This window comes from Xanthocytophaga flava, from assembly GCF_030068545.1.
In the GTDB taxonomy this organism is placed as follows: domain Bacteria; phylum Bacteroidota; class Bacteroidia; order Cytophagales; family 172606-1; genus Xanthocytophaga; species Xanthocytophaga flava.
The window spans coordinates 228,781-253,748 of record NZ_JASJOR010000009.1; the positions used below are offsets into that span (position 1 = coordinate 228,781).

Here is a 24,968-nt window from a genome sequence, read left to right on the forward strand (position 1 = left end):
AGGTAAGGGAGTGTATTTCTTTTTTTTATATTTCTTTATTGTCCTTCTGAAAGAATCTTGTGACAAATAGTGCCACATTTCCTTTATGAGAGAAAAAATCATCTCTAGTCGGAAAGGCCGCCGGTCTTGCCACGAATCCTTACAGGAGGACAGCTGAACTTGGCTCAATTTGCACCAACGCAACGGACGTTGCTTTCATTCTGGGATTGTGTTTGTTTTTGTTCTTGTACTTATGTTCACTTCGCACTTAACCATCTATATACCCTGATTACATAAAAACCAGCTATTAATAGTTTATCTCGCAAGTTATACTTCTGGTAAGTAAATAGTAAATACAGCTCCCTGGCCAGGTTTGCCTGATGCCGTAATAGCCCCGCCATGATTGATGACTACCTTTGCACAAATAGCTAACCCGATTCCGGTCCCTTCAAACTCAGTTTTGGCATGCAGTCGCTGAAACATCTGAAAGATCCGTTCTGAATATTCCTCTTCAAAGCCAATCCCATTATCTGCCAGACTGATAGTATGATAATTTTTAGCTTTATGAGCAGGCTTTATTCCTGACGGAAGCTGCTCATAAGAGACCAACTGATACTGAATACGAATCTGAGGCTGTATAGCTGGTTTAATAAACTTTAAGGAATTACTGATCAGGTTAAAAAAGAGTTGTTCTAACTGAGACCGGTCACCGGTTATATCAGGCAGCGAATCACTGGCAATCTGAGCACTCGTTTCTGAAATACGTAATTCCAGCTCAGTTTGTACAGTCTGCAAAACATCATTTAAAGAAATGACCGTTGTTGTCTGCTGATCAAAACTTAATCTGGAAAAAGATAATAAATCTTTGATCAAAATAGACATGCGTTTGGCGGCCACTTGTATTCTCTCCAGAAAAGGCAGTGCATCACCTACCTTATCACTATACTTGGTTTTAAGTAAATCGCTAAAAGACTGGATCTTGCGTAGCGGTTCCTGCAAATCATGCGAAGCAACAAAGGCAAATTGCTCAAGCTGCTGATTGGAATGGGTTAACAATGTATTGGTTTCTATTAGCTCCTCATTGGTAGTAGCCAGCTCTTCATTGGTCGCAGCTAATTCTTCATTGGTCGCAGCCAGCTCTTCGGTGCGTAACTGTACAAGCCTTTCAAGTTCGACTTGAAGTTGACGCTGACGGGTAACATCCTGAGCGGTACCGACCATCTTTACAGGCTTACCCTGTTTATCAAATAAGGTACGGGCTTGGGCATGGATAATATATTTTTGTCCATTTGTTCGGTTTTTTATTTCATACTCTTCGTTGTAAACACCTTCAGACTCTGGATTAAGTGCCCATATCATAGCAGCAGAGATGCGCTCCTGATCTTCCTGGGACAATACAGGATAGATATCATCCAGATTCTCTTCTCCTGGCAATATACCAAACCATTCTCTGAGCCGGTCGGAATAGGTTGCACGATTTGTAACAGGATCATACGTCCAGGTGGCAAGATTTGTCAACTCAATGGCTCCGCGCATCATGGCTTCTGCCTCCTCCACTTTCTTTCGGGCCAGTACCTGTTCTGTCACTTCAGTAGCTGTTACAATCACACCATAAATCTCTCCTTTCGTATTGGCAAGCGACTTGTATATATAATTATAATATCCGATGTAGGGTTGTCCAAAACGGATCAGTTCCAGCTTTTCTTCGGATTGATAATAGGTTTTTCCAGAAGTATATACACTGCTGAGACGATCCATTAATTGGGTAGAGCGAAGTTCAGGCAATGCCTCCCTAAACGGTTTGCCTATAATAGAATCATCTTTTCCCAGCATCTGCATCATATTTTCATTCACTGTCTGAACATTCATATCCTCACCTGTCAAGACGAGTTTGGCTACTGGTGAGTTATAAATAATACTGCGTGCAAAAAGCTCGCTTTCTTCCAGCTTTATCTGATACAATACCTCAGAGGTCACTTCAACGGCCATATTTAAGATGGCGTATATCTCCCCCTTTTCATCGCGAAGTGGCTTGTAAGTAAAATTGAAATAATAACTACCTAATTTTCCATTCCGGACAAGGTCTACCCGTGTCTGTGTGGCATGATACGCGTTACCTGTTTTGTATACCTCTGCCAATATTTCCAGAAAAGGTTGTGATTGCAGTTCTGGTAGCGCCTCGGCCAGAGGTAAGCCTATCACCTGCTGATCCTTTCCCCAAAGCTCAATCATAACAGGATTGGCAATATCTATCAGTAGTTCTTCTGTCCGGTAAAGGGCGGTAGCAAATGGAGCTTCTTCGATAAGGGAACGAAACTTAGCTTCACTAGCTTTGAGTCCTTGTTGGGCTAGTACCTGAGCCGTCACTTCATTTGCCAGTACCATTATCCCTGATACGCTGTCTGTAGCGGTGCGTAGAGGACTATAGGCAAAATCAAAATACGCATCTTCCAGTTTTCCTTTACGCTGTAATTTTGCCAGTGTACCCTTCCCCAGGAAAGGCTCTCCGGTATGATACACATTCTGTAATAACTCCCAGAATCCTTGTCCTTCCAGTTCAGGCAAAGCTGCCATTAGCTTCATGCCTATGATAGAGTTATCTTTACCCCATAAATCAAACATTCGCTGATTACCGACCTCAATAATCATATCTGATCCTTTTAGCAATCCTAATCCCATGGGAGCCTGCTCAACAATACTGCGAAATCGCTCTTCACTCACTTGTAGCTCACGCCGGGCCAATACTTCAGAAGTAATATCCTGAACAATCCCAGCAAAGAAAAAAGGAGTATTCTTACTGTCATACTGATAGGCGCCAATGACTCTGACCCAGTGGATAGAGCCATCATCCCAGATAAAGCGGGCCTCATAACGAAGCTTTTCTGACTCTGTAACCTCCTGATATGCTTTATCTCGCAGAGAAGTGTCATCAGGGTGTAGATGTTCTATCAGCAAGTTACGGTTTGCGGGCTGTTCGGTTCCTGTCATGATTTTGACCAGGGCCTTAGAATACTCCATGTAATTATCCGCCAGGCGAATGGTAAACCAGCCTGCATTGGCTCCTTCCAGCGCTAGTCCTGCCAAACGTTCGGAAGTCGCTACCTGCGTTTGGGATTCAATCAGTTCCGTTATATCCTGTGCTGTACCGACAAACCGATACGGATTTCCTTCCGGATTAAAATACGTTTTACCTTTGCAGTGTATCCAGCGTATTTTTTTATCCTGAACGCCAATAGTTCGGAAACGAATGTTATAAGGAGAGTAATCAGAAAAAGTAAGGCTTTGATTAACTGCCTGTTCTACTTTTACCCGATCTTCAGGATATATATACTCTAACAAGTCATTATAAGCAGGTGCTTCCTCTGAAGGAAAACCATACAATTCCCGGCACCGGTCATCCCAATACACTGTATACTGACTCAGATCGAGTTCCCATCTTCCTATACCTCCCAGTTGAAATGCTACATCAGACCAGTCTTCCCATTCAGAAAGTCTTTGTTCAAAGAGATTTTTACTCATACTTGTAAAAAATAATAAAAGTCAGTTAAACAAGCCTTTATGTGGGCTCAAATATAACTATTTTTAGATATATATATCAAAATCAAATTTCGCAGATTTGTATATTATTTCATTTATAACTCTTCTAATAAGCTTATAAATGTGTATAAATTAATAAAGGGGCACTTCTCTTTTGAAAAACTGGATCAGTACGTGTATAAAGTATAGCTTGATATCCATACTCCAATAACCTCTATTGTAGGTTTGTTATCACTACTCGAATATCATTACTTAAACAGGAAGAACTTTGCGGACAGGCGTAAGTCTATATAGATTTAATCAGGAATCGGATTGGACGTCTGGACGAGCTTATTCGGTTTGTGTTAACGCATTCGTATAGTATCAATACCGCAGTGACAGCAATGCCGATAGATTTTAACCAGATTATTGAGCAGTGTCCTGAAAAACCTGATAGTAAATGCGATTAGATACCGCAGAGAAGAGGGGGAGATACAAGCTCAGTATTCAGGTGAGCCTGCGGGAAAGTTGTTATTACCACACAATCTGCCCGTATAGCGACCATGAAATACTTATTTGTGATAGGCTCCATACCGTGGAATTTCCACAAAGAAAGTACTTCCTGCATTCTCCTTACTTTCAAACCAGATTTTTCCCTGATGCCATTCTACAATGGTTTTGATAATAGACATACCTAGGCCAACGGTTACTTCTTTTCGTAAACCCGGTCGGCGTGCTTTGGTAAACTTATCAAACAAGGAAGCATGATACTTCTCTGGGATACCAATCCCATTGTCTTTGACAGTAAGCCGAATGGTATCGGTTTGTTCGTTATCGTCGATTGAGACAGTAATTACCCCATCATCAGAAGTAAACTTGATGGCATTGGAAAGAAGATTGTTGATAATTTGCACAAACTTCACTTCGTCAATTACAGCGTAGATAGTTGGGTCAGAATGGGTAAAATGAAACGTTTTCTGCAGATACTGCTCAGATCGCTGCATCTCCTCCAGCATCTGTCCTACAATTTCGACCAGATTTACGCGTGTCTTCACCAAGTCTGACTCTGCTGATTCCAGAAATTCCTGTTCTATGAAGTCCCGGATTATCTTAATGCTACGTTTACTGGTCTGGGTAATCAGGTCGATTAGCCTGCTGATGTCTTCATTTTTATATGATTGGATGGCAGTGGATATAACCGAAGATAACGACTGGATAGTAGCCAGCGGACCTGCCAGATCATGCGAAAGGATTTGCAGAATAGCATTTTTCTTATTGGCATGTCTGCTCTCCAATTCTATATAGTGCCTCCGGGCAGTGATATCTTCTGCCGTACCCGTAATCAGGCGTGTATGGTGTTGATCAGTAATCAATAGTGGCTTTACCTGTAGCCATTTAATGGTCTCATCAGCTAAGGCAATCCGAAATTCAAGGTTCTTGTTCGCTTCTCCTGTCGGGTTATCTTCTCCGGAAAGCAACTTTTGATAAGCTTCTTCCAGATACGATTGGTCGTCAGCATCAAGCAAAGAAAAAAGATCAGTATATAAAAGACCTTCACGGCTTCGGTCAAAAATCTGTTCAAACGCAGGGCTGAGGTAAAGAAACTGTTTTGTATCCGGGTCGAAAATAAAAACTATCAAATCATTCTGCTCTGCTAGCTGATAAAGGGTATTGCTTACTAAAGAATCATGAGACTCCATATAGATATTTTTTGTATGCTGATGAACGTTGTATGGATAGTTTTACAAGATAAAAGTAGTGCCAGAGAGTACTATCTGATCCCCTTCCTTCTTACGGGCTGGTTGGAGACGCTTTCACTTATTCGCTCTTAAAGTAACAAATAACATGCTGCTAATCAATAGCAAACAGGTGGCATATTAGGATAATATTTTCACATTACCGGAAAATTCTTTCAGTATTATTTTAGCAGATACAGCTATTTCGATTCTACACAAGTTATTTCCTGTTGGGCAACAGGGGAAAATGGTATTTGTAGAATATTACCTCGGGTATACTATTTTATAGCCTTTATGTATAAATTCTATTTATGTAGTCTATGACTGAAATCGAGATTGATAAAATAGCAAAACAGTTGCAATTATTTCTGCTGAGTGATACGCTTCGCCCTGTTTTTTGCTCTTACCTTCAATACCAGATTGAATATAACTCCATTGTACAAGGTCAGCCAACTCCTGTATCTGTAGAAAGACGCTTGGATCTTGAGCAGCAACTCCATACTATCAAACCTGTTTTACAGAATGCACTCCTGCAGGTAGATCTGACAGCTGCAAAAAGTAGTGTCATTTCTTCCCTTTCCGATTGGCCGGATCTACATTTAATAGCACTCTGGCAATTATTCAGAGAGGTAACAACCTAAACACTATCCTGGACAATTTCTTACAAACTAGTTCCTGTTCTGCTGAAGGAATATGGATTGGATAAAGCCATCAGAGATTTTGTATACACTTTTCGGGGACGATGGTGTAACAGCCTAAGCCTCAAATAATACAGCTGTTTGTGTCCAGAAGTCATGGGTGTGTGCTACCATTCTAATGAGTTCTTCATAGTCTGAAGGCTTAATTAGATAACAGTTGGCTCCCAGTTGGTAACATTCACAAATCTCCGATATGTTAGTAGAAGTAGAGTAAATGAGTACAGGAACCCCATACCATCGGCTGTCTGATCTGAGTTCTCGCAATGCTTGCTTACCGTTCATGCGAGGCATATTCAGATCCAATAGTACAAAGGCGGGGAGGTCTGAATCCTGGTTTTGTTCCAGATAGTGAATCAGCTCTAATCCGTCACCAAGAAACACCAATGGATTATCAATTTCATTTTCTTTAAATGCGATCTGCAAGAGAAATTTGTCTTCCGGATCGTCGTCTACAATCAGAATTTTGCGCATAGAATCAGTAGGGATAAACCGCGACTATATACAAGAAGGCGGACAAGTGAATAGAAACTAATTAGTTCTATTGTAGTTGTAAGAATAAAGCGAAAATGTTGAACGTATACTAGTAAAGAGATTTTCAGCACAGACAACAGTTTTGGCTAAAGACGAACAAGAACAGTAAAACAGGCAAAGACGGGAGTGTCCAATTCAGAACTCTTTACAAAAGAGATACGATGTAGTGCCAATGGATTTCTTATGTATAAGAAGGATGCAGGCAAACAAATAACAAACAACTTAGAATGCGTATACTAGCAAGCGATAGTAGTATAATGCATAAACGTGGTAATTGGTTCATACTAGCTTCAACTTTCCAAAAATACAGTTTCTATTCCTTCTTTACTTTAGTCAAAACAATAAATAAACTCAAACAAAGAGCTTTCTCAAATAAAAAGCTTTCTCAAATATTAACATAAATCATCCCGAATTTTGAGTAAAGGATGTGATTGAGAAAGTAAGACCAAATGTCAGAAAGAGAGCAAGCCGACTTCAATCGTGGATGGTGGTGTAGGTGCGCTGGCAATCTTTTCTCCGCGAAGTTGGCTTTGACTCAGTGGGTGTAGGATCGGAGAAAAGGTCCTTTTTTGCGGCTGGCACACATCCTGGCCCAACAAATTCTCATTTGATGCCCTTTTTTGGACAAGCAAAAAATGAAGAGGGTGGTCTGTACTGGTCATTATCTATGTTCTCCATTCTCTTTTCCTGGGCAAAGGTTCTGAAATAATAATAACTGGAATAGTGTAAATCCCTCTCAATCTACTTAGTAACCATCTGATAGATGTGTTTTTCATACTATCATACATCTGAGATGTTTGGACCACTATTCAAAATATTATCTTTCTGTTTTATGGTAGCTTTGCCTTATCTCTCTTCTTCACTCAATTTAATCTACATTACTCTTAATGAAAACTATGCGCAAAACATTACAATTTTCAGCTTATGCCTTATTAGGGTTAACATTACTTTTAGGCGCCTGTAAAAAAGATGATGAAGTAGCTCCAACAGAAACACCTTTTGCTACTTTTATGGCTGATAGTACGACAACCAGCTATATTTTTGATGAGGGAGAAACTTTGGAAGTAGGTTATACTTTCAAATCAAGTAAAACGGGTAAGATCGTTCACTTAGGAACACATATGCCAAAAGCAGGTAGCTACCAGGTAACGTTGTGGGATGTGGAAGCTAAGAAATCAATCACTCAGGTAACTGTAACTCAATCGAAAGATGCTACCTCAGCAACCGCAAACATTAGCGAAGTTGCACTTACGGCTAATAAAGAATATGCCATTACTGTTTACAATAATGGGGCACCTTTTTACATAAACTATTTAAAATCATATACCGAGCAAAGACAAACAAGTTCAAAATATGATGTGTTTCCTGTAACAAAAGGCAATATTACCTTTGTCTCTACTATCTATGGTAGTACCAAATCGACATATCCTGAATTGACTTATAATCAATCAGTATATGGATTTCCTGAATTTGGTATTCGTTTCTAAGAAAGTTGATTTTTCAGTTTAAAGTATATAAAAGCGAGTTAGTATATACTGACTCGCTTTTTCTTTTCAGAATTTGTTAACCAGGCATTGAAATCGGTTCGTTTTGATGGATCGATACCACAACATACAATGAAGCCTTTGCATAGTTTCTTCTCATCCGAAATTTTTAGCTCTGCCAGATTAATTTGACAATTAGTCTATTCGCTCACAGCTGTAGCCAAGATCTACCATGTAATTGATTATTATCTCCTGTCCCTATACCCAAGTGATTGGCTTCAACTCTGAATATGTTATCTTCATCTTCCAGGTCAAAGTTAATTTTATACAAAGGATAGACAGCTAAAAAAGAAGCAATGATTCTTTTGGCATCTTTGTCATTTTGAACATTAGTCTTAAAGATTTCAACCGTTTTCATAAGAAATGTATAAACACAATCAAAGCCAGGTCTGAGTGGATAAAGTGTATAGTATACTTTGTAAAGGCTTCAAAATCTACTATCTCGATCCTTTACAAAGTAGCCTATACTCCTTCAGTAGAGTTCAATGGATTCGGCAAGGAGTTAAAACCGATACTTGATGCCTGCACCGAATATAAGGTTTGTGCTCAGGCTATGGTAAGGATATTTTGTGAACATATTCTTTATGTCTTTCTCTGCATAGGCAAAACTTCTCAACGCTGTAAAGCCAATAGTTGCAGTGTAGCCGAAGTGCCCTCTGGTATATGTTCCGGAAAGCTCAAATGGCAGCTGCCAATAGTTCATTAAACGATTGTTTATTTCATTTTTACGTTCAACGTCGTATGAAATAGTGTATGGTTTAAATGCAAAGCCAAGTTTGAAATGATCATTATACTGATAACCTACTCCAATAGTATAAGCAAGCCCATTGCCTTCGTCAGGGACACGGATATCAACATTGAAGCGCCTCCCAAAATTCCAATAAACAGATAATGCTGGCCAGAACATAGGTTTGCCCAGGTTATTATGGATTATGGCTCCAAACCCTAACCTGAATCTTGGCGAAAACTGCCTGATAAATTGTACACCACCCGTAAGAAAGAGATCGTTGTAGTCAACAGAAATAAAATCTGTATTTAACGCTGAATTGAGAAATAGCGTATACGCCCATGTTTTATTTATTGACGCATAATAGGAAATGCCCGCACTAATGGAATACAGGTCATCGGGAAGTATTTGTTTGTTATATCCCGAATTTGAGAAAGGGGTTTTCTTTCCAAAAAATGCCCCATTCAGTAGTTTTACTTTTCCGGTAGTGGTATCAATCTTTTTGTAGAGACTGATATGAGAACTTAGGGTAAACTCAACCTGGCGGCTACTCCCAATTCTGGAACTACTGTCCATTGGCGGAACATACCTGGACGTAGGATGATATTTTGCATTAATTTCAACATCATTCCCTTGTGCACTACAGAAACAGGGAACACAAATAATCAGGCTTACGAATACTCTTAGCCAATTAAAACGGAGATTTCTCATTTTTACAATATCTTTTTTTGCAAAAGTGAGACTAATCTGGTCATTGATCTTTCGTAAAAAGGAGTAAGAGTTTCGTAAAAGGGATTTAAATCACCTAACGAAATTTATTAGGCGATACACCATAAAACTTTTTGAACGCATCACTGAAATGACTTGGAGTGGCAAATCCTGCTTCGTAGGCAATTTGGGTGATAGACTTTGTCTCCAGTGCAAGTTGCTGAGCTGCATAGGTTAGTCTTGCTTCTTTTAAGTAGTTGAAAACAGGCTGTCCAAAAAGGAATTTGAATCCAAATTTTAATTTATACACGTTCAATCCCACCTGATGGCTAAGCGAATGCAAAGTGAAATTTGCAGACAAATCTGAAAGTAGAATATCTCTGACGTCATGCAGTTTTTTGATATCCATAGCGCTTAATTTTTTGCCATGGATCAGCGTTTCTTCTTTATGAAGTTGACCAATCTGTAAGGCCAGTAATTCCAAAACTTTTGACTCAGTCAAGAGCCGTTCTACGGCTGTGTTATATCCTGTTTGACCCAAACTCTGTAAAAGCTGTAGCATTTGTAAATTCAGGCGAAGATTGGACGCACTACCTAACACAAAGCTTTGTCCCCCTGCAACAGTTGAGGCAATCTTGTCCATAACCTTACCACCTCCATCACTCATTTCCATAAAATACCTGGGTGCAAAGCTTACGATAGTAAGTCGTAAGTCAGTCTGCTTTTTGAACAACGTTTCGGTGGTATTGTAAGAGTTATAAATCAGGTTATGTTGCAAAGCGCCTATTTCCCACCGATCTCCAGTATACGATTCAGATTGGATAATACCTTTTTCAACAAAAAAAAGACTAACAACATTTGGTGCATCAAAGGTTTGAAGCGAAATGTCTTCTAACACATTTACAGTGTGTCTGGCAATATGGGTGCCATTGTACCTGATTTCATGGGCACTACTTTTCCAAAAACTCTCATTGCTGGAGTATTTTAGTTTACTATATGCTTGAAACGACAAGTCATTTTCTGAAATGCTCTCTGTCTCAGATATGACACGATTATCGCTGCCTGAAATAACTACCCTCATTGGCTATACGTACTAATAGTATTATACATTTTTATGTACCTCAACTCTTACTGTTAAAATTGTACGAAAATACAAAAATACAGTGGTCTTTGCTTGTTCAAATCCTGCTTTGTTACCTTTTCGATTTAATACTCAGTATTTTTAATCTCCCTGAGAGGTTGTCTAAATTAGTATTAAAGAGGCGAAAAGAGCAGATTTTAGAGCGGACCAAGCGTGTTTTGAGGGGCATAGCCAGCGGCTACGGGCCGAGAAATGGACGAAATCGTAGCACAAAAGATGCTTTTTAGCTTCAATCCCCAAGTTGGTGTTATCACCAACATGAACGATGGGAAACAACTCGTTGGTGATAACACCAACGATGGGCAGAAAAGATGCCTTTGCAGCTTTTAAGATTATTTTAGACAATCTCTAACTCCTCAAAGTAAAAAAATCCTGGTTTTCCGGGATTGACTCTTCCTACCCATTGCCCTAGTTTTGCTTCTGTAGCTGATCAAAGATCAGGACTACTTAAAAGTGGCAGCTAACCTGCCTTATTCAATCATTTTTTCACAGACCCTACCTGTTACATACTATGAAAAGATACCTGATTTGTCTTTGTTTATTCTTTTCGTTGGGATACAGTATAGCCCAGCAAGCTGCTTTGAAAGCAGGCAACAAGGTTTTTGTAGAGAATACCTCTAAAAATGAAAATGCTATCCACACCGCCGAGCAGTTGGAGGCACAACTTAAAGAGTGGGGATACTGGAAGGTAGTTGACAAGAAAGAAGCAGCAGACTTTCAAATCAAAATCGATGTTACCGCATCTAAGGGCATCACCTTAACCTCCTGGGGTGGAACTTCTGTTATGCTGGTGGCTAAACTGATCGATCCGAAGGGAGAAGTAATGTGGGAATCCAATGCCTATAAATCAAGCCCAAATGGTACTAACGGATTTAATTCCAGCAAAGCAGTAGTAAACAAGCTCATACGTGAACTGAAAAGTAAGTTTGCAGGAAAATAAATTGCTGATAATACAAGCATGATTTATTCCGACTGTTGTATCTGAATAAAACCCAAGTCTATGTTTTTAAAATGTGGGCTTGGGGTAATTTTTGAGAACTATTCTCTCTTCATTTGTTTATTGTCTCTTTCTTAATTCTTCCTACCATATTACTTTTTTGTCACACCACAGCGTGATAATCCAAAAAGGAAACTTTTTCCGATCCTTCAATCCGATAAAGAAAACTCCCTCCCTGTCCTTCTGAAAGAAACTCCCCTCCACACCTGTCACGACTTGCTTGCCACGCAACGGCGTGGGCCTGAGCGGGACATGTGTGACAAATAGAGTGATCTCTGGTTTCTGATAAAAAATGGCAATTCAAGCCGAAAATAGTGTAAAAGTTTTTAGCACCTTAGACATACGGTTGTCTCACTACCAAATTACGTTTGCTCCTGATCATTTAATTCATCAAAAATTATGACAACACAACAAGTAGCAAACCGGTATTATGAGCTCATCCAGAAAAACCTTTATGAGCAAATTCAAAATGAACTTTACGCTCCGAATGCCGTCAGTATTGAGCCTGAAAACGACTCTAAGCTTCCTTTGGTAGTGACAGGAATAGACGCACTCAGACAAAAAGAAAGTCTTTTTTTCTCTCAGGTTGAGCAAATGCACAGCAGCTACATGAGTGAACTGGTTGTTTCTACCTTCTTTTTCTCAATGATGACAGGAATGGATGTTACCATGCAAGGCAAACCCAGAAAGAACAAAGAGCAAATCTGTGTATTCGAAGTTCGTAATGGTAAAATTGTCAAAGAACAGTTTTTCTATGACGATTTTGCCTGATTACTCCTGAAAACTGGCCAGCGCTTCGTGCTGGCCAGTTTTAGTTACCAAATGCCTTATTTAGGTATTCAGTGAAGGTTATTTTTTGAGGTTCAAAACCTGCGTTGGTAATCAATAGTTTATCTATATTCACTAACGAGAACGAGCGTAGTTGCTGTCTTAGCTGGCAAAACGCGACCAATACCCATTCATTGTATTGGTTACTGTAGATAGCAAAAGGCTCTACACTCCGCTGGGTGCACTGGCCTGCTTTATTGGTATAGTCAATACGAATCACTAAGCAATCAACCAATGCTTTTTGAATATCGATCAAATACTTGCTTTTGGGAGTCTGATCAATATAGGTATTGGAAACGCCCATTTTCTGTTCTAACCTTTCGGTTTTGCTTAAAATTATGTCCGGCAGTACAGATCGTACTTTTCCTGTAACTTCAGAAAATAGCTGGATCAGGGAAGAGTCCTTGCTGGACTGTATAATGAGTTCGGCAGTCAACAATGCATTCGCTTCCTCTTCAGTAAACATGATAGGCGGTAGCCGATAACTATCCATAATACGAAACCCTTTACCTTCTTCGATAACGATGGGAACACCTGCCCTTTCAAGTGTTTTCATGTCGCGGTAAATGGTTCGGTTGCTCACGCCAAATTTATCCGCCAGCTTTCGGGCTGTGATTAATCGTTTTGACTGCAACTGTGTTAAAATGGCAGTCAATCGGGTAAGCCTTTTTATATCGTTATCCATTGGTATGATTTGATACGTTGTATGAATACAGAAAAATAACCTTGCTTTGGAATAAGAATCGCACTGAGTGAATCAAAACTAACATAAAATAGATTTGATCCACTCATGTGTTTATAGGGTTTGTGTCACAAATAGCTTACGATTATTTTTATCTGGTTGTATCTAAGCCCCATTGTTACTACTAAAATATGAATCGATGGTAAAAACCAAATGTGTATTAAAGAACTGACTTTGTAAAATAGGATGATTAAAACGAATACACCTCTGCAACTACGTTTGCCTGTTGACTCAATCGAAGTCCTTTAGTTGAGCAAGAGAATGTTCAGTCAAACAAAAGACTCAAATGTTATGTTTCCCTTTTTTGATCCAAGTGTGACCTTTAACCTAGACTTATCTGTTTTTCCTCCCTCTGGTAGGTGGGCAGTAAATTTTCCCTGGTAACCTATTTGACTTAGCCATTCGTTCACTTCAGTTGCGTTTGGATGCCATGCTTCAATTGCCTCAAGAGTCAGATCAGAAGGAGATAAAAGTTGAGCGGGGTGGGTTTGACCCTGCCACTGGATGATCGTAGGGGCAATCCCTTGCAACGGCATCTGGCCATTTTCGGGAATAGCAATCTGCCACTGGTAACTATCACGCTGTAACGATTCGATTTTGCCATGTTGCATTGTTGAACGATCTACGGCTCCTTGGATGTCGTTGGTTCTAACTACCCATGTTAGTAATTTGGGCTCGCTTCCTGGTTGCAAGGTGTCCATGCCAAACCAGCGTGGCCTTTGTGGGTTGGATAGGCTTGGATCAATAGCAATGACTTCCAGATAGGTTTGATCCTCTAGTTTAACAACAGCGTTATGCGTTCCCATCATCAGGTGTTGCCCTCCTTTTTGTGGCAAAACACCAAGCCGTTCATAAATGAAACTTACTCCATCTTCAAGTGAGTAAGAACCAAAAATCAAATGGTCAAATGTTGTGCTGATTTTATCTTGAGAAATCATGATGAGATACTATGATTGGGTACAGATGATATTTCTTCAGCTTTTGTGGTATTTCCGTTTGCGGTCAAAATTATGTTATGCTACAATATAAATTCTGATATCAGGCGTGTCTTTCAGATACGGTTTTAATGCAACCACAACATCACTGGTGAACAGATCACTTGAAAGATACGCCTTTGCATCATCGGCAGATGCAAAACCATGTAACACCTGAACATCTTCCTCTCGTATTAGGAGTTCTTTGGATATTGCTCCCTTTATAGTATCCAGGAAAGGTGCTTTGTATTGAGTGTAAACGCCTGCTGCTTTTGCTCTGTCTGCCTGATCAATCTTCAGACTGATTTGTAAATATGCTTTTGCCATTGGATTTAAATGTTAAATATAAGGCAAAAGTCGAAAGAGAGGAAGACTCAAAAAATGGACGGAATTGAAAAGGAATGGTAAATTCAGGAAATAGACTTTCTAAACTCTGAAGGTGATAGTTGGGTGTGTTTTTTGAAATACTTTACAAAATAAGAAGGATCATCGAAGCCTAACCGATAGCCAATCTGATTCACATTCATATTAGAGTGCAATAACAACCGCTGTGCTTCCAGGATAATACGTTCCTGTATCATCTGTGACGGTGTTTTGTTCAAAACTTGTTTAGTAATATCTGATAAGGTTCTTGAAGATATAAATAGTAAATCGGCATATTCAGCTACGGAAAATCCCTTTGTGTAATGCTGATCTACCAGGTTTACAAATTTGATAAGTTGAACTCTTTTCTCATTCAACGTAAATGAATCAATGTTGTCTGCCTGCTCAAGTTCATTTTTCCTGCGCTGTACCTGAATCAGAAAGGATTTTAGCGATGCTCTTACTAATTCTTCCCGTCCAAATGCTTCTTCACCCTTTAACTCCCGAATGATTTGTCTGATATATTCCTCCAAGATAGAATCCATATCCTTATCCATGCAGCAGGAGGATTGCTGGTAGGGACTATTAAAAATCGTATATTTCAAAAAGAAGTCTGTTTCATTGTCTTTCTGGACCAGGAAGGTTTCATTAAAATGTAATAGAAAGCCTTTGTAATGGGTATTTGGATCAAAATAATGAACTTGATTTTTAGCAATAAAGAATAGGGTATTATTCAAAACTTCATACTCTTTAAAATCGACAAAGTGTTTGCCCGCTCCACTTTTAAACCAGATAATCTGATAATAGCTATGAATATGTGGTCTGGTTGTATTACTCTGATGCTTTTTTAAATATTCATGCAGATCATGAATAGCAAATTGTGGCTTATCGGGTTGATGCCTGTTCAGATGGTATTCATTAATTGTAGTTTCTTCTTTTGCCATAACCTTTCTACGATCTATGTTATTCTTCTTTACTTCTATTTCAGAAAGTTATTTTTCCGAACTTGCATTTGACAACGAATCTACAAAAATCTGACAGCAATAAAGAAGATCGTTGCGCCACTATTAGGAGATTGCTCATATCTACCATACAAATTCGCGTTTGTCCACTAAATACCCTGTTTTAAAGAATCATTTTTGTGCGATGAAATCAAACGTAATTATTATTGGCGGTGGCTTAAGTGGCTTAGCACTAGCATTCTTTCTTCAGAAAAAAGGTATGGAGGCAACTGTCTTAGAAGCGTCTGACAGACTGGGTGGACGCATACATACTGTTACAGGTTTGCTTGGGACACCGTTGGAATTAGGTGCTACCTGGTTTTCGGATCTACATATCCATTTGCTCGGGTTAATAGAAGAGTTGGGTTTGACAAAGTACCCGCAGTATTCGGAAGGTATTGCTCTTTTTCAAACAAAATCATTTGAACCTCCACAAAAATTCTTTGTTCCAGCAGCAGATAACCCATCTTACAGACTAGTTGGGGGAACACAAATGCTTATCCATGCATTGGCTAAAAAACTAAACCGCGAACAAATTCACCTGAATAAAAAGGTTTCTGCTATTAAACAAACCAATGCTGGGGTGCAGATTGAGACAACTGACGGTACTGTTTTTAGCGCAGATCAGGCAATTGTTTGTCTGCCACCTCAATTAACCATTACTAAAGTTCAGTTTTCACCCACATTGCCAGAAGCTGTCAGTCAACTCTTTCCGACAGTGCAAACCTGGATTGCTGGTTCAATCAAGTTTACCCTGGAATATGCTGAGCCATTCTGGAGAAAAGAAGGCTATTCAGGCATGGTATACTCCCATGCTGGGATAGTAGTAGAAATGTATGACCATACCAATTTTGAAGAAAATAAGTATGGATTTACCGGATTTCTAAATGGTGGAGCTGCTGCCTATAGTCAGGATGTACGGAAAGAATTTGTACTGGGCCAGCTTGGTGAACTTTTGGGATCAAAAGCAGCCAACCCAATCGCCTATTTTGATAAAGTATGGGATGGTGAATATATTCAGGATGAAAGTGCTGTTATCCTGCGACCACATCAAAATAATGGTCATCCGGTGTTGCGTTCATCGTATATGGATGGTAAGCTGCATTTTTGTGGTACAGAGACAGCCACCCGATTTGCTGGCTACATGGAAGGTGCAATTATTTCTGCAAAATCAGTTTCTGAGAAGTTTTAAATGCCTGCTGAAGTGTATCCTATCGTTTGACGACTTTAGTGCCTATCACAAAAATATAATCATACGTTTATCATATGGACGAAAACAGCGCAGAAAGCAAGGTGACAAAATTAAAGGAAATTGCTACCTCCTGTTTAAAACTGGGCACAATAGGATTTGGTGGCATTGTAGGCATGGTAGCCACCATAGAAAACGAAATGGTGATTCGAAGAAAGTGGATTGATCATCAACATTTCATGGATGTTCTGAGTGCTTCTTATATCATTCCAGGACCCAATGCCGTGGAAGTAGTGATGCATTGTGGGAAGGAACGCGGCGGAAGAATGGGATTAGTACTGGCAGGTATCTGTTATATCTTGCCTGCTATGCTGATTTGTTTACTTCTGGGTTACCTTTATCAGACCTATAGCTCACTTCCAGATGTGCAGAACGTTATTTTTGGCCTCAGACCAGCAACTACAGCCTTAGTACTAAGTACTGTGTTTCGGCTATCGGCGACTACCTTGAAAGATAATAAAATACTTAGTGTACTGTGTTGTTTGGTTTTTGCAGGCTCCCTGTATGGTCTCAATGAAGTATTGCTTATCTTGGGAGCAGGTATTATAAACTATGTGGCTTATCATGTAAAAAACACAGTGGCAGTATTTTCCGGTCCGTTTCTTTCTCCTGTTCTGGGTCAGATATATACACATCTGCACATACCTGCACATTTTTCAGAGGCTAAGCTCTTTTTCATTTTTCTCAAAATTGGTGCCGTATTGTACGGTAGTGGGTATGTTCTCTTTGCGTATATGGACGAAGCACTTGTGCAAAATAACCACTGGCTAAATCATCAGCAATTACTGGATGCGATTGCTGTTGGACAAATCACTCCTGGCCCTATACTATCGAGTGCCACGTTTGCCGGATATCTTATTGGTGGGACCACAGGTGGTATACTAGCAACTATCGGTATTTTTTTACCCTCTTTTTTTATTTCCTTTTTTCTGCATAAGCTACTTTCTGTTGCCCGGAAAAGCCAGAAAGTAAGAGTGTTTTTAGATGGGCTTAGTGCTGCATCCATTTCAGTAATCGCTGTAGTAGGACTTCATTTATTTAGCGCATCTATACAACAGTGGCAGGGGACAGTAATTTTGTTGATATGCCTTGTTCTAACACTTTTTACAAAAAAGGCTAGTCCTGTCGTCGTGTTAGTAACAGGAAGTGCTGGTGGTTTTTTATTGCTTAGTATTTAAGCCCGTTCCTGAATTTACCTATTCCTGAATTTACCATTTCTTTTCAATTTCGTCCATTTTTTGAGCCTGGTCTTCTGCTGAACTTTGCAACAACAAAACGTTCATCGTATAAAAAATCAAAGAATGGAACAAGCATTAATTATTGGTGGTACAACCGGAATGGGAAAAGCCACGGCACATCTTTTATTGCAAAAAGGGATAGAGGTTGTAATTGTAGGCAGAACTGGTCAGAATCTTGAAAAAGCTAAACAGGAGCTATCTGCTTCTGGAGCGATAAAAACAAAAGGAGTAGATTTGTCCACACAAAGTGAAGTGAAAGCTTTTGCTTCATCATTACAAGGGGAAATGCCCAATTTAAAATACCTGGTAAATGCAGCAGGTTATTTTAGTCCAAAATCATTCTTAGAACATACCGAGCAGGACTATGATATATACCATACCTTCAACAAAGCCTTTTTCTTTATTACTCAGGCAGCTGCTAAAGTTATGAAAGAGAATGGGGGAGGCTCTATCGTAAATATCGGATCAATGTGGGCAAAACAAGCTATTAAAGCTACTCCGTCTTCTGCTTATTCGATGGCAAAAGCAGGCTTACATAGTTTAACACAGCATTTAGCAATGGAACTGGCCGACAGCAATATCCGTGTAAATGCGGTTTCGCCTGCAGTAGTAGTAACCCCTATTTACGGTTCTTTTATAGAAGATAGCAAAATAGAAGAAACATTGCAGGGGTTTAATACTTTTCATCCCATTGGCAGAGTGGGCAGACCTGAAGATATCGCAAAGACTATTGTATTCCTGTTGTCAGAGCAGACAAGCTGGGTTACCGGAGCTATCTGGGATATCGATGGTGGTGTGATGGCAGGAAGGAACTAAAGAAGTGCAATTGATCACATCAAAAGAGCATAGCAAAATTAAAAATAAGAGCTTTTTAGATACATTTTAATGCATTTTTTCAAAGAGTGTCTGATTAATTTGTAAAATAACATAAGTAAGTGAGAATACTAGTAAGTGAGTGTTAGCTAAAAATAGCTTTCCGCTCACTTACTATTGTATTTTATATCACTATCTTAACATTCTAGATTGGATGCATATAGAAAGTTTTATACTGCTTCTGTCGCTTTACCTACGTATTTAACATGTAAGACCTGTATATATGAAAAAGCTATTGGTGTTTTCTATTTTGTCAATTGTTGAGTTTACTACTGGCCAGGTTTTAAAAAAGGATAACTACAAACATTATATAGAAGCATTCAATAAAAATGATTATGAACTATATAAGCTCGGAGATTTTAGTAATGAGAAAGCATGGAGTTTTTTAGAAAACAATATTCCGTTTTTTGATTGTCCGGATAAGCAACTGGAAGAAACATACTATTTCAGGTGGTGGACCTATCGTAAACATATCCGTAATACGCCAGAAGGTCACATTATCACAGAGTTTCTTCCAGATGTGTATTGGGCGGGTAAATACAATTCGATTGCCTGTGCAGCCGCTCTTCATTTTATGGAAGGAAGGTGGTTAAAAGAAACGAGCTATTTTGAAGAATATGCAAGGTTTTGGCTAAAAGGAAGTGGGGCAAAAACAGCAAGAGGTTATTCCTTTTGAATAGCCAATGCGCTAATAAACTATACCCATGTGCATCCCAATGATTCATTGCTGGCAGAGTTGTTTCCTTATCTGGAATACAACTTCAGGGAGTGGGAAAGAGAAAATTGGGATTCTACTGGTTTCTTCTGGCAAACAGATAACAAAGATGGAATGGAACTATCGATTTCAGGTGAATATCCCAACTGTGATACGAAAGGATACAGAGCAACTATAAATAGTTATATGTTTGCTGAAGCGGAGGCTTTGATGAATCTTGCCTTCAAACTTAAGGATACAACCAAAGCAATGTATTATAAAAGTAAGGCAGACACAATCAAAAAAAACATCAATACCAGGTTATGGGACAGGAAGGCAGCATTTTATAAAGTAATTCCCTGGGGTGGAAATTTAACATTTTCTGATGCACTGGAATTGCATGGCTATACCCCATGGTACTTTAACATTCCCCCCAAAGAATATTCCCAAGCATGGAAGTACGTAATGAATCCCAACTATTTTTATGCAAAATATGATCCCACTACTGCAGCACAAAACCATCCAAAATTCAGGATTTCTTATCAAGGGCATGAATGCCAATGGAATGGACCAAGCTGGCCATTTTCAACGTCAATCACACTTACGGCAATGGCCAATTTGCTCAATAATTACACTCAGCCATACGTATCAAAAAATGATTACTACCAATTAGTAAAAATATATAGTTCCTCACACCAAATCAGCTTCCCCGATGCCACTCACAACCTTGGATAGATGAAAACATTAATCTATTTACCGGAGACTGGGTATCCAGAACAAGATTAAAGACCTGGGAAAATGGTACCTGGAGTCAGAAGAAAGGAGGTCAAGAACGAGGGAAAGACTATAACCATTCCACATTTATCGATTTAATTATAACAGGGCTCGTTGGTATACGCCCCTCTGCAGACAACGATCTTGTGGTCCATCCACTTCTTCCCGAACATGAGTGGAATTATTACTGTCTGGACAATGTGCGTTATAAAAATAAAACCCTAACGATTTATTATGATAAAACAGGCAAACAGTATAATCAGAAGAAGGGATATTACATACTGGTTGATGGGAAGGTTGTATTTGAGTCGACGAAGCCAAAAGATGCTATCATTAAATTAGGTCTATGAGTATGCTAGCTAATACAACGCTAGTTGCATCTCTCTATTCTCATCACATGTTCCAATATATCCTCTGCAAGCTGAACAATGGAGAAAAGCGCACTACTGATAATGCCAAGTTCTGCTATATATTGGATGTTTAGTTGAATAAAGTATACTTTTATAAATCCAGAAGCCTCAAAATATGTATGTCTCAACCTGCTGATATTCGAAAGCTATATACACCTGTACAACCAACCATCCGACCCTCTACTCCTGATGTACAATACTATGAGTTTTTACCCGATCCGGCACTTCAGCCGTTCATCTATTGCTACTGGCAATTAAAAACGTTACAACCTCTGTCACAGTCATTCACCTATCGAGTGGTTGCGGATGGCTGTATTGATGTTTTCTTTGAACTAAATGCTTTGCAAAATGCCTTCGTCATGGGATTCTGTGAAAAGTACACCGAGTTCTCACTAGCCAATACATTTAATTATATTGGAATCCGGTTCTTGCCTACTATGTTTGCACAATTGTTTGGAATCAGTGCTTCTGAACTAAGCAATCGACTGGAAGATCTGGCATTGGTGGTTCCTGAAATGGCTCAATATATTGGCAAGCATTTTACCTCTTCCTTACAACTACATGAGATTAAAACATTGCTGGACACCTATCTGTTTAACTCATTATCGAAGGTGCGTTTTGATAACGATAACAGAGTATATAAGGCTATCGAACTTATTTTAAATCACCAGGGAGTTCTTGATGTTGAGAAAGATTTGGATACAGGTCTTAGTTCCAGACAACTACGCAGACTCTTTGAATTTTACATTGGCGATACACCTAAAATCTTTTGTAAAGTAGTCCGATTTCAGCATTTGCTCAATACACAGCCTTCTGCAGAGAGCTTGCGACACAATAAACTATTTTTTGAACTTGGCTACTATGACCAGGCTCACTTTATAAAAGACTTTAAACACTTGTATGGCACTACACCCGGTAAGGCCTTTGCAGAGTAACTTTGTCCGATTTTTACAATATTTTTACGGTTAGCCCTCCGAACTTTGCAGTGTTCTTTTATCACAACTCTATGAAAAGGATACTCTCTGTTTTCGCATTTGTTTGTCTGATAACCCATGGTTATACACAAACTCATTTATCATCATCAAACCGACATACCATGAAACTAAACGCAGGTATTATCACTGAAAAACTGGTTGAAAGCAAGGCTTTTTATACCAATGTGCTGGGCTTTGGTGTTACTTTTGAAAATGACTTTTATATATTGCTGCATACTCCTGGCCAGCAAGCAGAATTAAGCTTTCTATTGCCTAATCATGCTTCCCAACAATCACTTTTTCATAAACCGTTTCAGGGGCAGGGAATGTATCTGACTATTGAAGTGGATGATGTGGACAAGATCTATCAGGAGATAAAGAAAAAAGGTATTCCCATTAAAATTGACATTCGGGATGAACCCTGGGGCGACAGGCATTTTGCTATTCAGGACCCTAATGGTGTTGGCATTGATATCGTAAAGTATTCTCCCAGGTAGAACAACAAGCTGAATATCTAAATAGAGTAAACATCACCCTGAAAAGGGTAGATGTTTATTCCTGTCATTGTGTTATTACTAAACTGAATGATGATAAAAAGTTCATTGGTACTAATACCGACCAGAAGCCTTCACTATTCATATCAACTAGAATCCTGTGATTCCAGTTGATAGTAGAAATATGCAAATAGTCAGACCGTTTCAAAGTCAAAGGAGTGAAGGATTGTATTGCGACCAGATGTAGGCTCGTTTACTCCCATTTTCCAAAGCCGAAGGATTGGGTTGTTCCATTATGTCTATGATTTCAAATCCGAGTGCTATCAGCAATTCCATGATATGCCCGATTTCATAAAAATAGAAATCAATGCTAACCGGGTGATCTACATACTGATCCAGATGCCTGATCGAGTTACCTGTATGAAAAGCCAATAGGAATTGTCCATTGGCAGACAAGGTTCTTTTAATTTCCTGAAATGCGATTTTCAGTTGCTCTTCATCAAAATGGATCATGGAGTAAAAAGCAAGGACTGCCCCAAAAGAATGATCTGGATAAGGTAGCTGTTGGAGGTCTGCCACCTCAAACTGCAGCAAGGGGTATTGCTCTTTTGCAATATGTATCATTTGAGAAGACATGTCTATGCCCACCAGATCGGTGATCTTATGCTTGGATAAAAAGTCAGTAATTTGTCCGGAACCGCACCCCACATCGATCACTTTTCCTCTATGGAGGACTTCTAACGCAAATTCTCGTATTAAAACTCGTTCAAACTGATTAGGCGCAAATTCATCTTGGATTTTAGCTGCATAATTTGTCGCTATCTTGTCATAGTAATCTATAATGTCTTTTTGTTCCTGCATAGGTTTGGTTGGTATCTGTTTTAGCTACATCCTATCCGATCAGCTTCTTTAGGCAATAGCTTTGTATATAAGTTCTATACTGGCTATATATGTGTATCCTTGCCGATAAAAATACGCATAGAAGCATTCTATAGTAAAGATAAAACTTCATACGGGCTCTGAGAAGTTGTCAAATAGCTATTGAAGCAGTTTAAACAAATTTATAAAGGCTGCAAAGGCAGATTATACGAAAGTTCTTGAAGAACCATTTCCCGTCGTTGGTGTTATCACCAACGACCACTTTCCCCTCATGCAAGTTGGTGATAACACCAACTTGGGGATTGAAGCTGAAAAGCATCTTTTGTGCTGCGCCTTCATAAGGCTACGCCAGGCAAAATAATTTCGTCTCGCTCCAAAATCTATCCTTTTCGTCTCTTTAAAATTTGTTTAAACAGCTTCATTTTGTAAAGTCAGATCCTAGTAACGTTATATACAAACTAAAAACATGCGAGCTACAATTTTACCTGTTTTTCGGCTGATCGTCTAAATAAACTCACCACGAAATATACCTTTGCAGCCTTTAAGAATAATTTTAGACAACCTCTCAAGCCAATAACTCTATTCTTATCAAGCAGTAAAGCCTTCTGCCTGATTTTCTCACTCCATAGATTTTCCACCCATTTGTATAATAGGATGAATTGAGCGATTTACAGGGAGTGGACCAGATAGCAACCACTTCAAGACCCATCCATGTTTTATCTACAAGTTCTATGCAAGTGAGTTATACTTATTGGTCGTAGTTTTTATCTGATGACATCAAAAGGTATTAACTATACCTTTTGATGTCATTATTTGTACACAGTATTACATTACTGTAAGCACAATCTTTCCCTGAATATGGCCAAGAGCAGCCCGTTCATGAGCCTTTTGGGCATCTGAAAGAGGAAACGTGCTATCAATAGCTATACGGACAGTTCCAGCATCAAGAAGGCTTCCTAACTCTGCCAGTTGCAGGCCGTTTGAGCGTACCTGGGCTGCCGAAACCGTTACGCCCTGCTTTGCTGCCTGTTCATGGTCAGCAAAACCCAGGAACACGGGAAATAAAGCACCACCACGTTTGAGAATACGAAGGAAACGTCCAGTAGTAGGTCCGCCAAGTGTATCGAGGACAAGATCTACCTCCTTCACCACCTCCTCAGGAGCATGCGTTGTATAGTCGATGAACTGATCTGCACCAAGCTCACGCAGAAACACTTCATGCTTTCCTGAGGCTACTGCAATCACCTGTGCACCCTGCCATTTTGCCAACTGTACTGCCAGATGTCCCACACCGCCTGCTGCCCCATTTATGAGCACTGTCCTACCAGTGAGTGGTACTGGACTATGAGGCTGAGGTTGAAATGGGTTAGGTTCGTTGTGCCCTAACCGGATCAGGTACTGCCATGCTGTAAGGCCTGCCATAGGGGCACCTGCAGCATGTATATGATCAATGGCAGCTGGTTTGTGTGCCAGATCTGACGCAGGTGCAGCCACATATTCAGCGTAAGCAGCACTTTTTCCGAAACTGGGAAAGCGAATCATTCCAAAAACTTCATCACCAACAGCGAAACCTTGCACATCTGGAGCTATGGCCTCAATAACACCCGAAACATCCGATCCGGGAATGACAGGTAAAGTTACGGGTGGCTTGAAGTTTGGAACTGTTTTATATCCATCACGTAAATACCAGTCAGGTGGATTGATCCCGATTGCGTGCACACGAATGAGCACCTCGCCCGGCTCGATTGTAGGAAGTGGCACATCCTCATAACGTAGTACTTCTGGTCCACCAAATGTATGGAGCCGAATGGCCTTCATCATTTGTGTATTGCTTATATTATCTGTTGCGTTTTCGAATGGTTGCATTGTATTGATTTTTAGTATGTTCTTTATTGAAT

24 protein-coding genes are annotated in these 24,968 nt (G+C 39.5%); 12 read left to right on the plus strand and 12 right to left on the minus strand.

Going from position 1 to position 24,968, the window contains the following annotated elements; translation table 11 throughout:
- Positions 1-306 precede the first annotated feature (306 nt).
- Entirely contained in the window at positions 307-3,498 is a 3,192-nt protein-coding gene (locus tag QNI15_RS15490; protein WP_314032472.1) for a PAS domain-containing protein, read from the minus strand.
- A 569-nt stretch (positions 3,499-4,067) separates the two neighbouring features.
- Positions 4,068-5,195 carry a PAS domain-containing sensor histidine kinase gene (locus tag QNI15_RS15495; RefSeq protein ID WP_314032474.1) on the minus strand — a complete coding sequence of 376 codons (1,128 nt, stop codon included), beginning with the start codon at positions 5,193-5,195 and terminating at the stop codon, positions 4,068-4,070.
- Positions 5,196-5,551: 356 nt separating this feature from the next.
- On the opposite strand from QNI15_RS15495, the gene QNI15_RS15500 reads away from it, so the two are divergent.
- Positions 5,552-5,872 carry a hypothetical protein gene (locus QNI15_RS15500; RefSeq protein ID WP_313978052.1) on the plus strand — a complete coding sequence of 107 codons (321 nt, stop codon included), beginning with the start codon at positions 5,552-5,554 and terminating at the stop codon, positions 5,870-5,872.
- A gap of 114 nt (positions 5,873-5,986) precedes the next feature.
- Here the strand turns inward: QNI15_RS15500 and QNI15_RS15505 are convergent, their stop codons facing one another.
- Positions 5,987-6,400 carry a response regulator gene (locus QNI15_RS15505; protein ID WP_314032476.1) on the minus strand — a complete coding sequence of 138 codons (414 nt, stop codon included), beginning with the start codon at positions 6,398-6,400 and terminating at the stop codon, positions 5,987-5,989.
- Between the two features lie 956 nt (positions 6,401-7,356).
- Between QNI15_RS15505 and QNI15_RS15510 the strand changes: the two genes are divergently transcribed.
- Positions 7,357-7,947 carry a hypothetical protein gene (locus QNI15_RS15510; RefSeq protein ID WP_314003093.1) on the plus strand — a complete coding sequence of 197 codons (591 nt, stop codon included), beginning with the start codon at positions 7,357-7,359 and terminating at the stop codon, positions 7,945-7,947.
- Between the two features lie 205 nt (positions 7,948-8,152).
- Here the strand turns inward: QNI15_RS15510 and QNI15_RS15515 are convergent, their stop codons facing one another.
- The 3 genes from QNI15_RS15515 to QNI15_RS15525 form a co-directional block, all read right to left on the minus strand.
- The gene (locus tag QNI15_RS15515) at positions 8,153-8,362 is read right to left on the minus strand and encodes a hypothetical protein (protein WP_314032477.1); all 210 of its coding nucleotides are present in this window, start codon (positions 8,360-8,362) and stop codon (positions 8,153-8,155) included.
- A gap of 144 nt (positions 8,363-8,506) precedes the next feature.
- A complete protein-coding gene (locus tag QNI15_RS15520; RefSeq protein WP_314032479.1) occupies positions 8,507-9,442 on the minus strand; it encodes a DUF6268 family outer membrane beta-barrel protein in 936 nt (311 codons plus the stop codon).
- Positions 9,443-9,536: 94 nt separating this feature from the next.
- Complete coding sequence (locus QNI15_RS15525; RefSeq protein ID WP_314003083.1) at positions 9,537-10,520, minus strand: helix-turn-helix domain-containing protein; 984 nt, start codon at positions 10,518-10,520, stop codon at positions 9,537-9,539.
- Between the two features lie 571 nt (positions 10,521-11,091).
- Between QNI15_RS15525 and QNI15_RS15530 the strand changes: the two genes are divergently transcribed.
- On the plus strand, positions 11,092-11,520 hold the full coding sequence (locus QNI15_RS15530) for a hypothetical protein (protein ID WP_314032480.1): 429 nt from the start codon (positions 11,092-11,094) through the stop codon (positions 11,518-11,520).
- A 456-nt stretch (positions 11,521-11,976) separates the two neighbouring features.
- Positions 11,977-12,348, plus strand: coding sequence for a SnoaL-like domain-containing protein (locus QNI15_RS15535; RefSeq protein ID WP_314032481.1), 372 nt, complete (start codon positions 11,977-11,979; stop codon positions 12,346-12,348).
- Between the two features lie 40 nt (positions 12,349-12,388).
- Here the strand turns inward: QNI15_RS15535 and QNI15_RS15540 are convergent, their stop codons facing one another.
- From QNI15_RS15540 to QNI15_RS15555, 4 genes are all read right to left on the minus strand, one after another.
- Positions 12,389-13,090, minus strand: a complete 702-nt coding sequence (locus QNI15_RS15540) for a helix-turn-helix transcriptional regulator (protein ID WP_314032482.1) — start codon at positions 13,088-13,090, stop codon at positions 12,389-12,391.
- 326 nt (positions 13,091-13,416) lie between these two features.
- Positions 13,417-14,085, minus strand: coding sequence for a VOC family protein (locus tag QNI15_RS15545; protein ID WP_314032483.1), 669 nt, complete (start codon positions 14,083-14,085; stop codon positions 13,417-13,419).
- 75 nt (positions 14,086-14,160) lie between these two features.
- Positions 14,161-14,448, minus strand: a complete 288-nt coding sequence (locus QNI15_RS15550; RefSeq protein WP_314032484.1) for a hypothetical protein — start codon at positions 14,446-14,448, stop codon at positions 14,161-14,163.
- Between the two features lie 83 nt (positions 14,449-14,531).
- Positions 14,532-15,428, minus strand: a complete 897-nt coding sequence (locus tag QNI15_RS15555; protein WP_314032486.1) for a helix-turn-helix domain-containing protein — start codon at positions 15,426-15,428, stop codon at positions 14,532-14,534.
- A 202-nt stretch (positions 15,429-15,630) separates the two neighbouring features.
- Here QNI15_RS15555 and QNI15_RS15560 point away from each other — a divergent pair, with 202 nt between their 5' ends.
- From QNI15_RS15560 to QNI15_RS15595, 8 genes are all read left to right on the plus strand, one after another.
- Positions 15,631-16,677, plus strand: coding sequence for a flavin monoamine oxidase family protein (locus tag QNI15_RS15560; RefSeq protein ID WP_314032487.1), 1,047 nt, complete (start codon positions 15,631-15,633; stop codon positions 16,675-16,677).
- A gap of 74 nt (positions 16,678-16,751) precedes the next feature.
- Positions 16,752-17,912: a chromate efflux transporter gene (chrA, locus tag QNI15_RS15565; protein ID WP_314032488.1), complete on the plus strand. Its 1,161-nt coding sequence runs from the start codon at positions 16,752-16,754 to the stop codon at positions 17,910-17,912.
- 123 nt (positions 17,913-18,035) lie between these two features.
- Entirely contained in the window at positions 18,036-18,788 is a 753-nt protein-coding gene (locus tag QNI15_RS15570; protein WP_314032489.1) for an SDR family NAD(P)-dependent oxidoreductase, read from the plus strand.
- A gap of 280 nt (positions 18,789-19,068) precedes the next feature.
- Positions 19,069-19,521 (plus strand): hypothetical protein, encoded by a 453-nt coding sequence (locus QNI15_RS15575; protein WP_314032490.1) that lies wholly within the window; start codon positions 19,069-19,071, stop codon positions 19,519-19,521.
- Between the two features lie 15 nt (positions 19,522-19,536).
- A complete protein-coding gene (locus QNI15_RS15580; RefSeq protein WP_390902196.1) occupies positions 19,537-20,274 on the plus strand; it encodes an MGH1-like glycoside hydrolase domain-containing protein in 738 nt (245 codons plus the stop codon).
- Between the two features lie 158 nt (positions 20,275-20,432).
- Complete coding sequence (locus tag QNI15_RS15585) at positions 20,433-20,663, plus strand: glycosyl hydrolase family 65 protein (protein ID WP_390902197.1); 231 nt, start codon at positions 20,433-20,435, stop codon at positions 20,661-20,663.
- 179 nt (positions 20,664-20,842) lie between these two features.
- Positions 20,843-21,658 carry an AraC family transcriptional regulator gene (locus QNI15_RS15590; RefSeq protein ID WP_314032493.1) on the plus strand — a complete coding sequence of 272 codons (816 nt, stop codon included), beginning with the start codon at positions 20,843-20,845 and terminating at the stop codon, positions 21,656-21,658.
- A 71-nt stretch (positions 21,659-21,729) separates the two neighbouring features.
- Complete coding sequence (locus QNI15_RS15595; RefSeq protein WP_314032495.1) at positions 21,730-22,194, plus strand: VOC family protein; 465 nt, start codon at positions 21,730-21,732, stop codon at positions 22,192-22,194.
- Between the two features lie 207 nt (positions 22,195-22,401).
- Here QNI15_RS15595 and QNI15_RS15600 read toward each other — a convergent pair whose 3' ends face one another.
- Both QNI15_RS15600 and QNI15_RS15605 read right to left on the minus strand, forming a co-directional pair.
- A complete protein-coding gene (locus QNI15_RS15600; protein ID WP_314032497.1) occupies positions 22,402-23,052 on the minus strand; it encodes a class I SAM-dependent methyltransferase in 651 nt (216 codons plus the stop codon).
- An 843-nt stretch (positions 23,053-23,895) separates the two neighbouring features.
- Positions 23,896-24,936: an NADP-dependent oxidoreductase gene (locus QNI15_RS15605; RefSeq protein ID WP_314032498.1), complete on the minus strand. Its 1,041-nt coding sequence runs from the start codon at positions 24,934-24,936 to the stop codon at positions 23,896-23,898.
- Positions 24,937-24,968: the final 32 nt, after the last annotated feature.

Coding starts and splice junctions, on each gene's coding strand:
- QNI15_RS15490 (WP_314032472.1), bottom strand. CDS start 3,498: ATGAGTAAAAATCTCTTTGAACAAAGACTTTCTGAATGGGAAGACTGG.
- QNI15_RS15495 (WP_314032474.1), bottom strand. CDS start 5,195: ATGGAGTCTCATGATTCTTTAGTAAGCAATACCCTTTATCAGCTAGCA.
- QNI15_RS15500 (WP_313978052.1), top strand. CDS start 5,552: ATGACTGAAATCGAGATTGATAAAATAGCAAAACAGTTGCAATTATTT.
- QNI15_RS15505 (WP_314032476.1), bottom strand. CDS start 6,400: ATGCGCAAAATTCTGATTGTAGACGACGATCCGGAAGACAAATTTCTC.
- QNI15_RS15510 (WP_314003093.1), top strand. CDS start 7,357: ATGCGCAAAACATTACAATTTTCAGCTTATGCCTTATTAGGGTTAACA.
- QNI15_RS15515 (WP_314032477.1), bottom strand. CDS start 8,362: ATGAAAACGGTTGAAATCTTTAAGACTAATGTTCAAAATGACAAAGAT.
- QNI15_RS15520 (WP_314032479.1), bottom strand. CDS start 9,442: ATGAGAAATCTCCGTTTTAATTGGCTAAGAGTATTCGTAAGCCTGATT.
- QNI15_RS15525 (WP_314003083.1), bottom strand. CDS start 10,520: ATGAGGGTAGTTATTTCAGGCAGCGATAATCGTGTCATATCTGAGACA.
- QNI15_RS15530 (WP_314032480.1), top strand. CDS start 11,092: ATGAAAAGATACCTGATTTGTCTTTGTTTATTCTTTTCGTTGGGATAC.
- QNI15_RS15535 (WP_314032481.1), top strand. CDS start 11,977: ATGACAACACAACAAGTAGCAAACCGGTATTATGAGCTCATCCAGAAA.
- QNI15_RS15540 (WP_314032482.1), bottom strand. CDS start 13,090: ATGGATAACGATATAAAAAGGCTTACCCGATTGACTGCCATTTTAACA.
- QNI15_RS15545 (WP_314032483.1), bottom strand. CDS start 14,085: ATGATTTCTCAAGATAAAATCAGCACAACATTTGACCATTTGATTTTT.
- QNI15_RS15550 (WP_314032484.1), bottom strand. CDS start 14,448: ATGGCAAAAGCATATTTACAAATCAGTCTGAAGATTGATCAGGCAGAC.
- QNI15_RS15555 (WP_314032486.1), bottom strand. CDS start 15,428: ATGGCAAAAGAAGAAACTACAATTAATGAATACCATCTGAACAGGCAT.
- QNI15_RS15560 (WP_314032487.1), top strand. CDS start 15,631: ATGAAATCAAACGTAATTATTATTGGCGGTGGCTTAAGTGGCTTAGCA.
- chrA (WP_314032488.1), top strand. CDS start 16,752: ATGGACGAAAACAGCGCAGAAAGCAAGGTGACAAAATTAAAGGAAATT.
- QNI15_RS15570 (WP_314032489.1), top strand. CDS start 18,036: ATGGAACAAGCATTAATTATTGGTGGTACAACCGGAATGGGAAAAGCC.
- QNI15_RS15575 (WP_314032490.1), top strand. CDS start 19,069: ATGAAAAAGCTATTGGTGTTTTCTATTTTGTCAATTGTTGAGTTTACT.
- QNI15_RS15590 (WP_314032493.1), top strand. CDS start 20,843: ATGTCTCAACCTGCTGATATTCGAAAGCTATATACACCTGTACAACCA.
- QNI15_RS15595 (WP_314032495.1), top strand. CDS start 21,730: ATGAAAAGGATACTCTCTGTTTTCGCATTTGTTTGTCTGATAACCCAT.
- QNI15_RS15600 (WP_314032497.1), bottom strand. CDS start 23,052: ATGCAGGAACAAAAAGACATTATAGATTACTATGACAAGATAGCGACA.
- QNI15_RS15605 (WP_314032498.1), bottom strand. CDS start 24,936: ATGCAACCATTCGAAAACGCAACAGATAATATAAGCAATACACAAATG.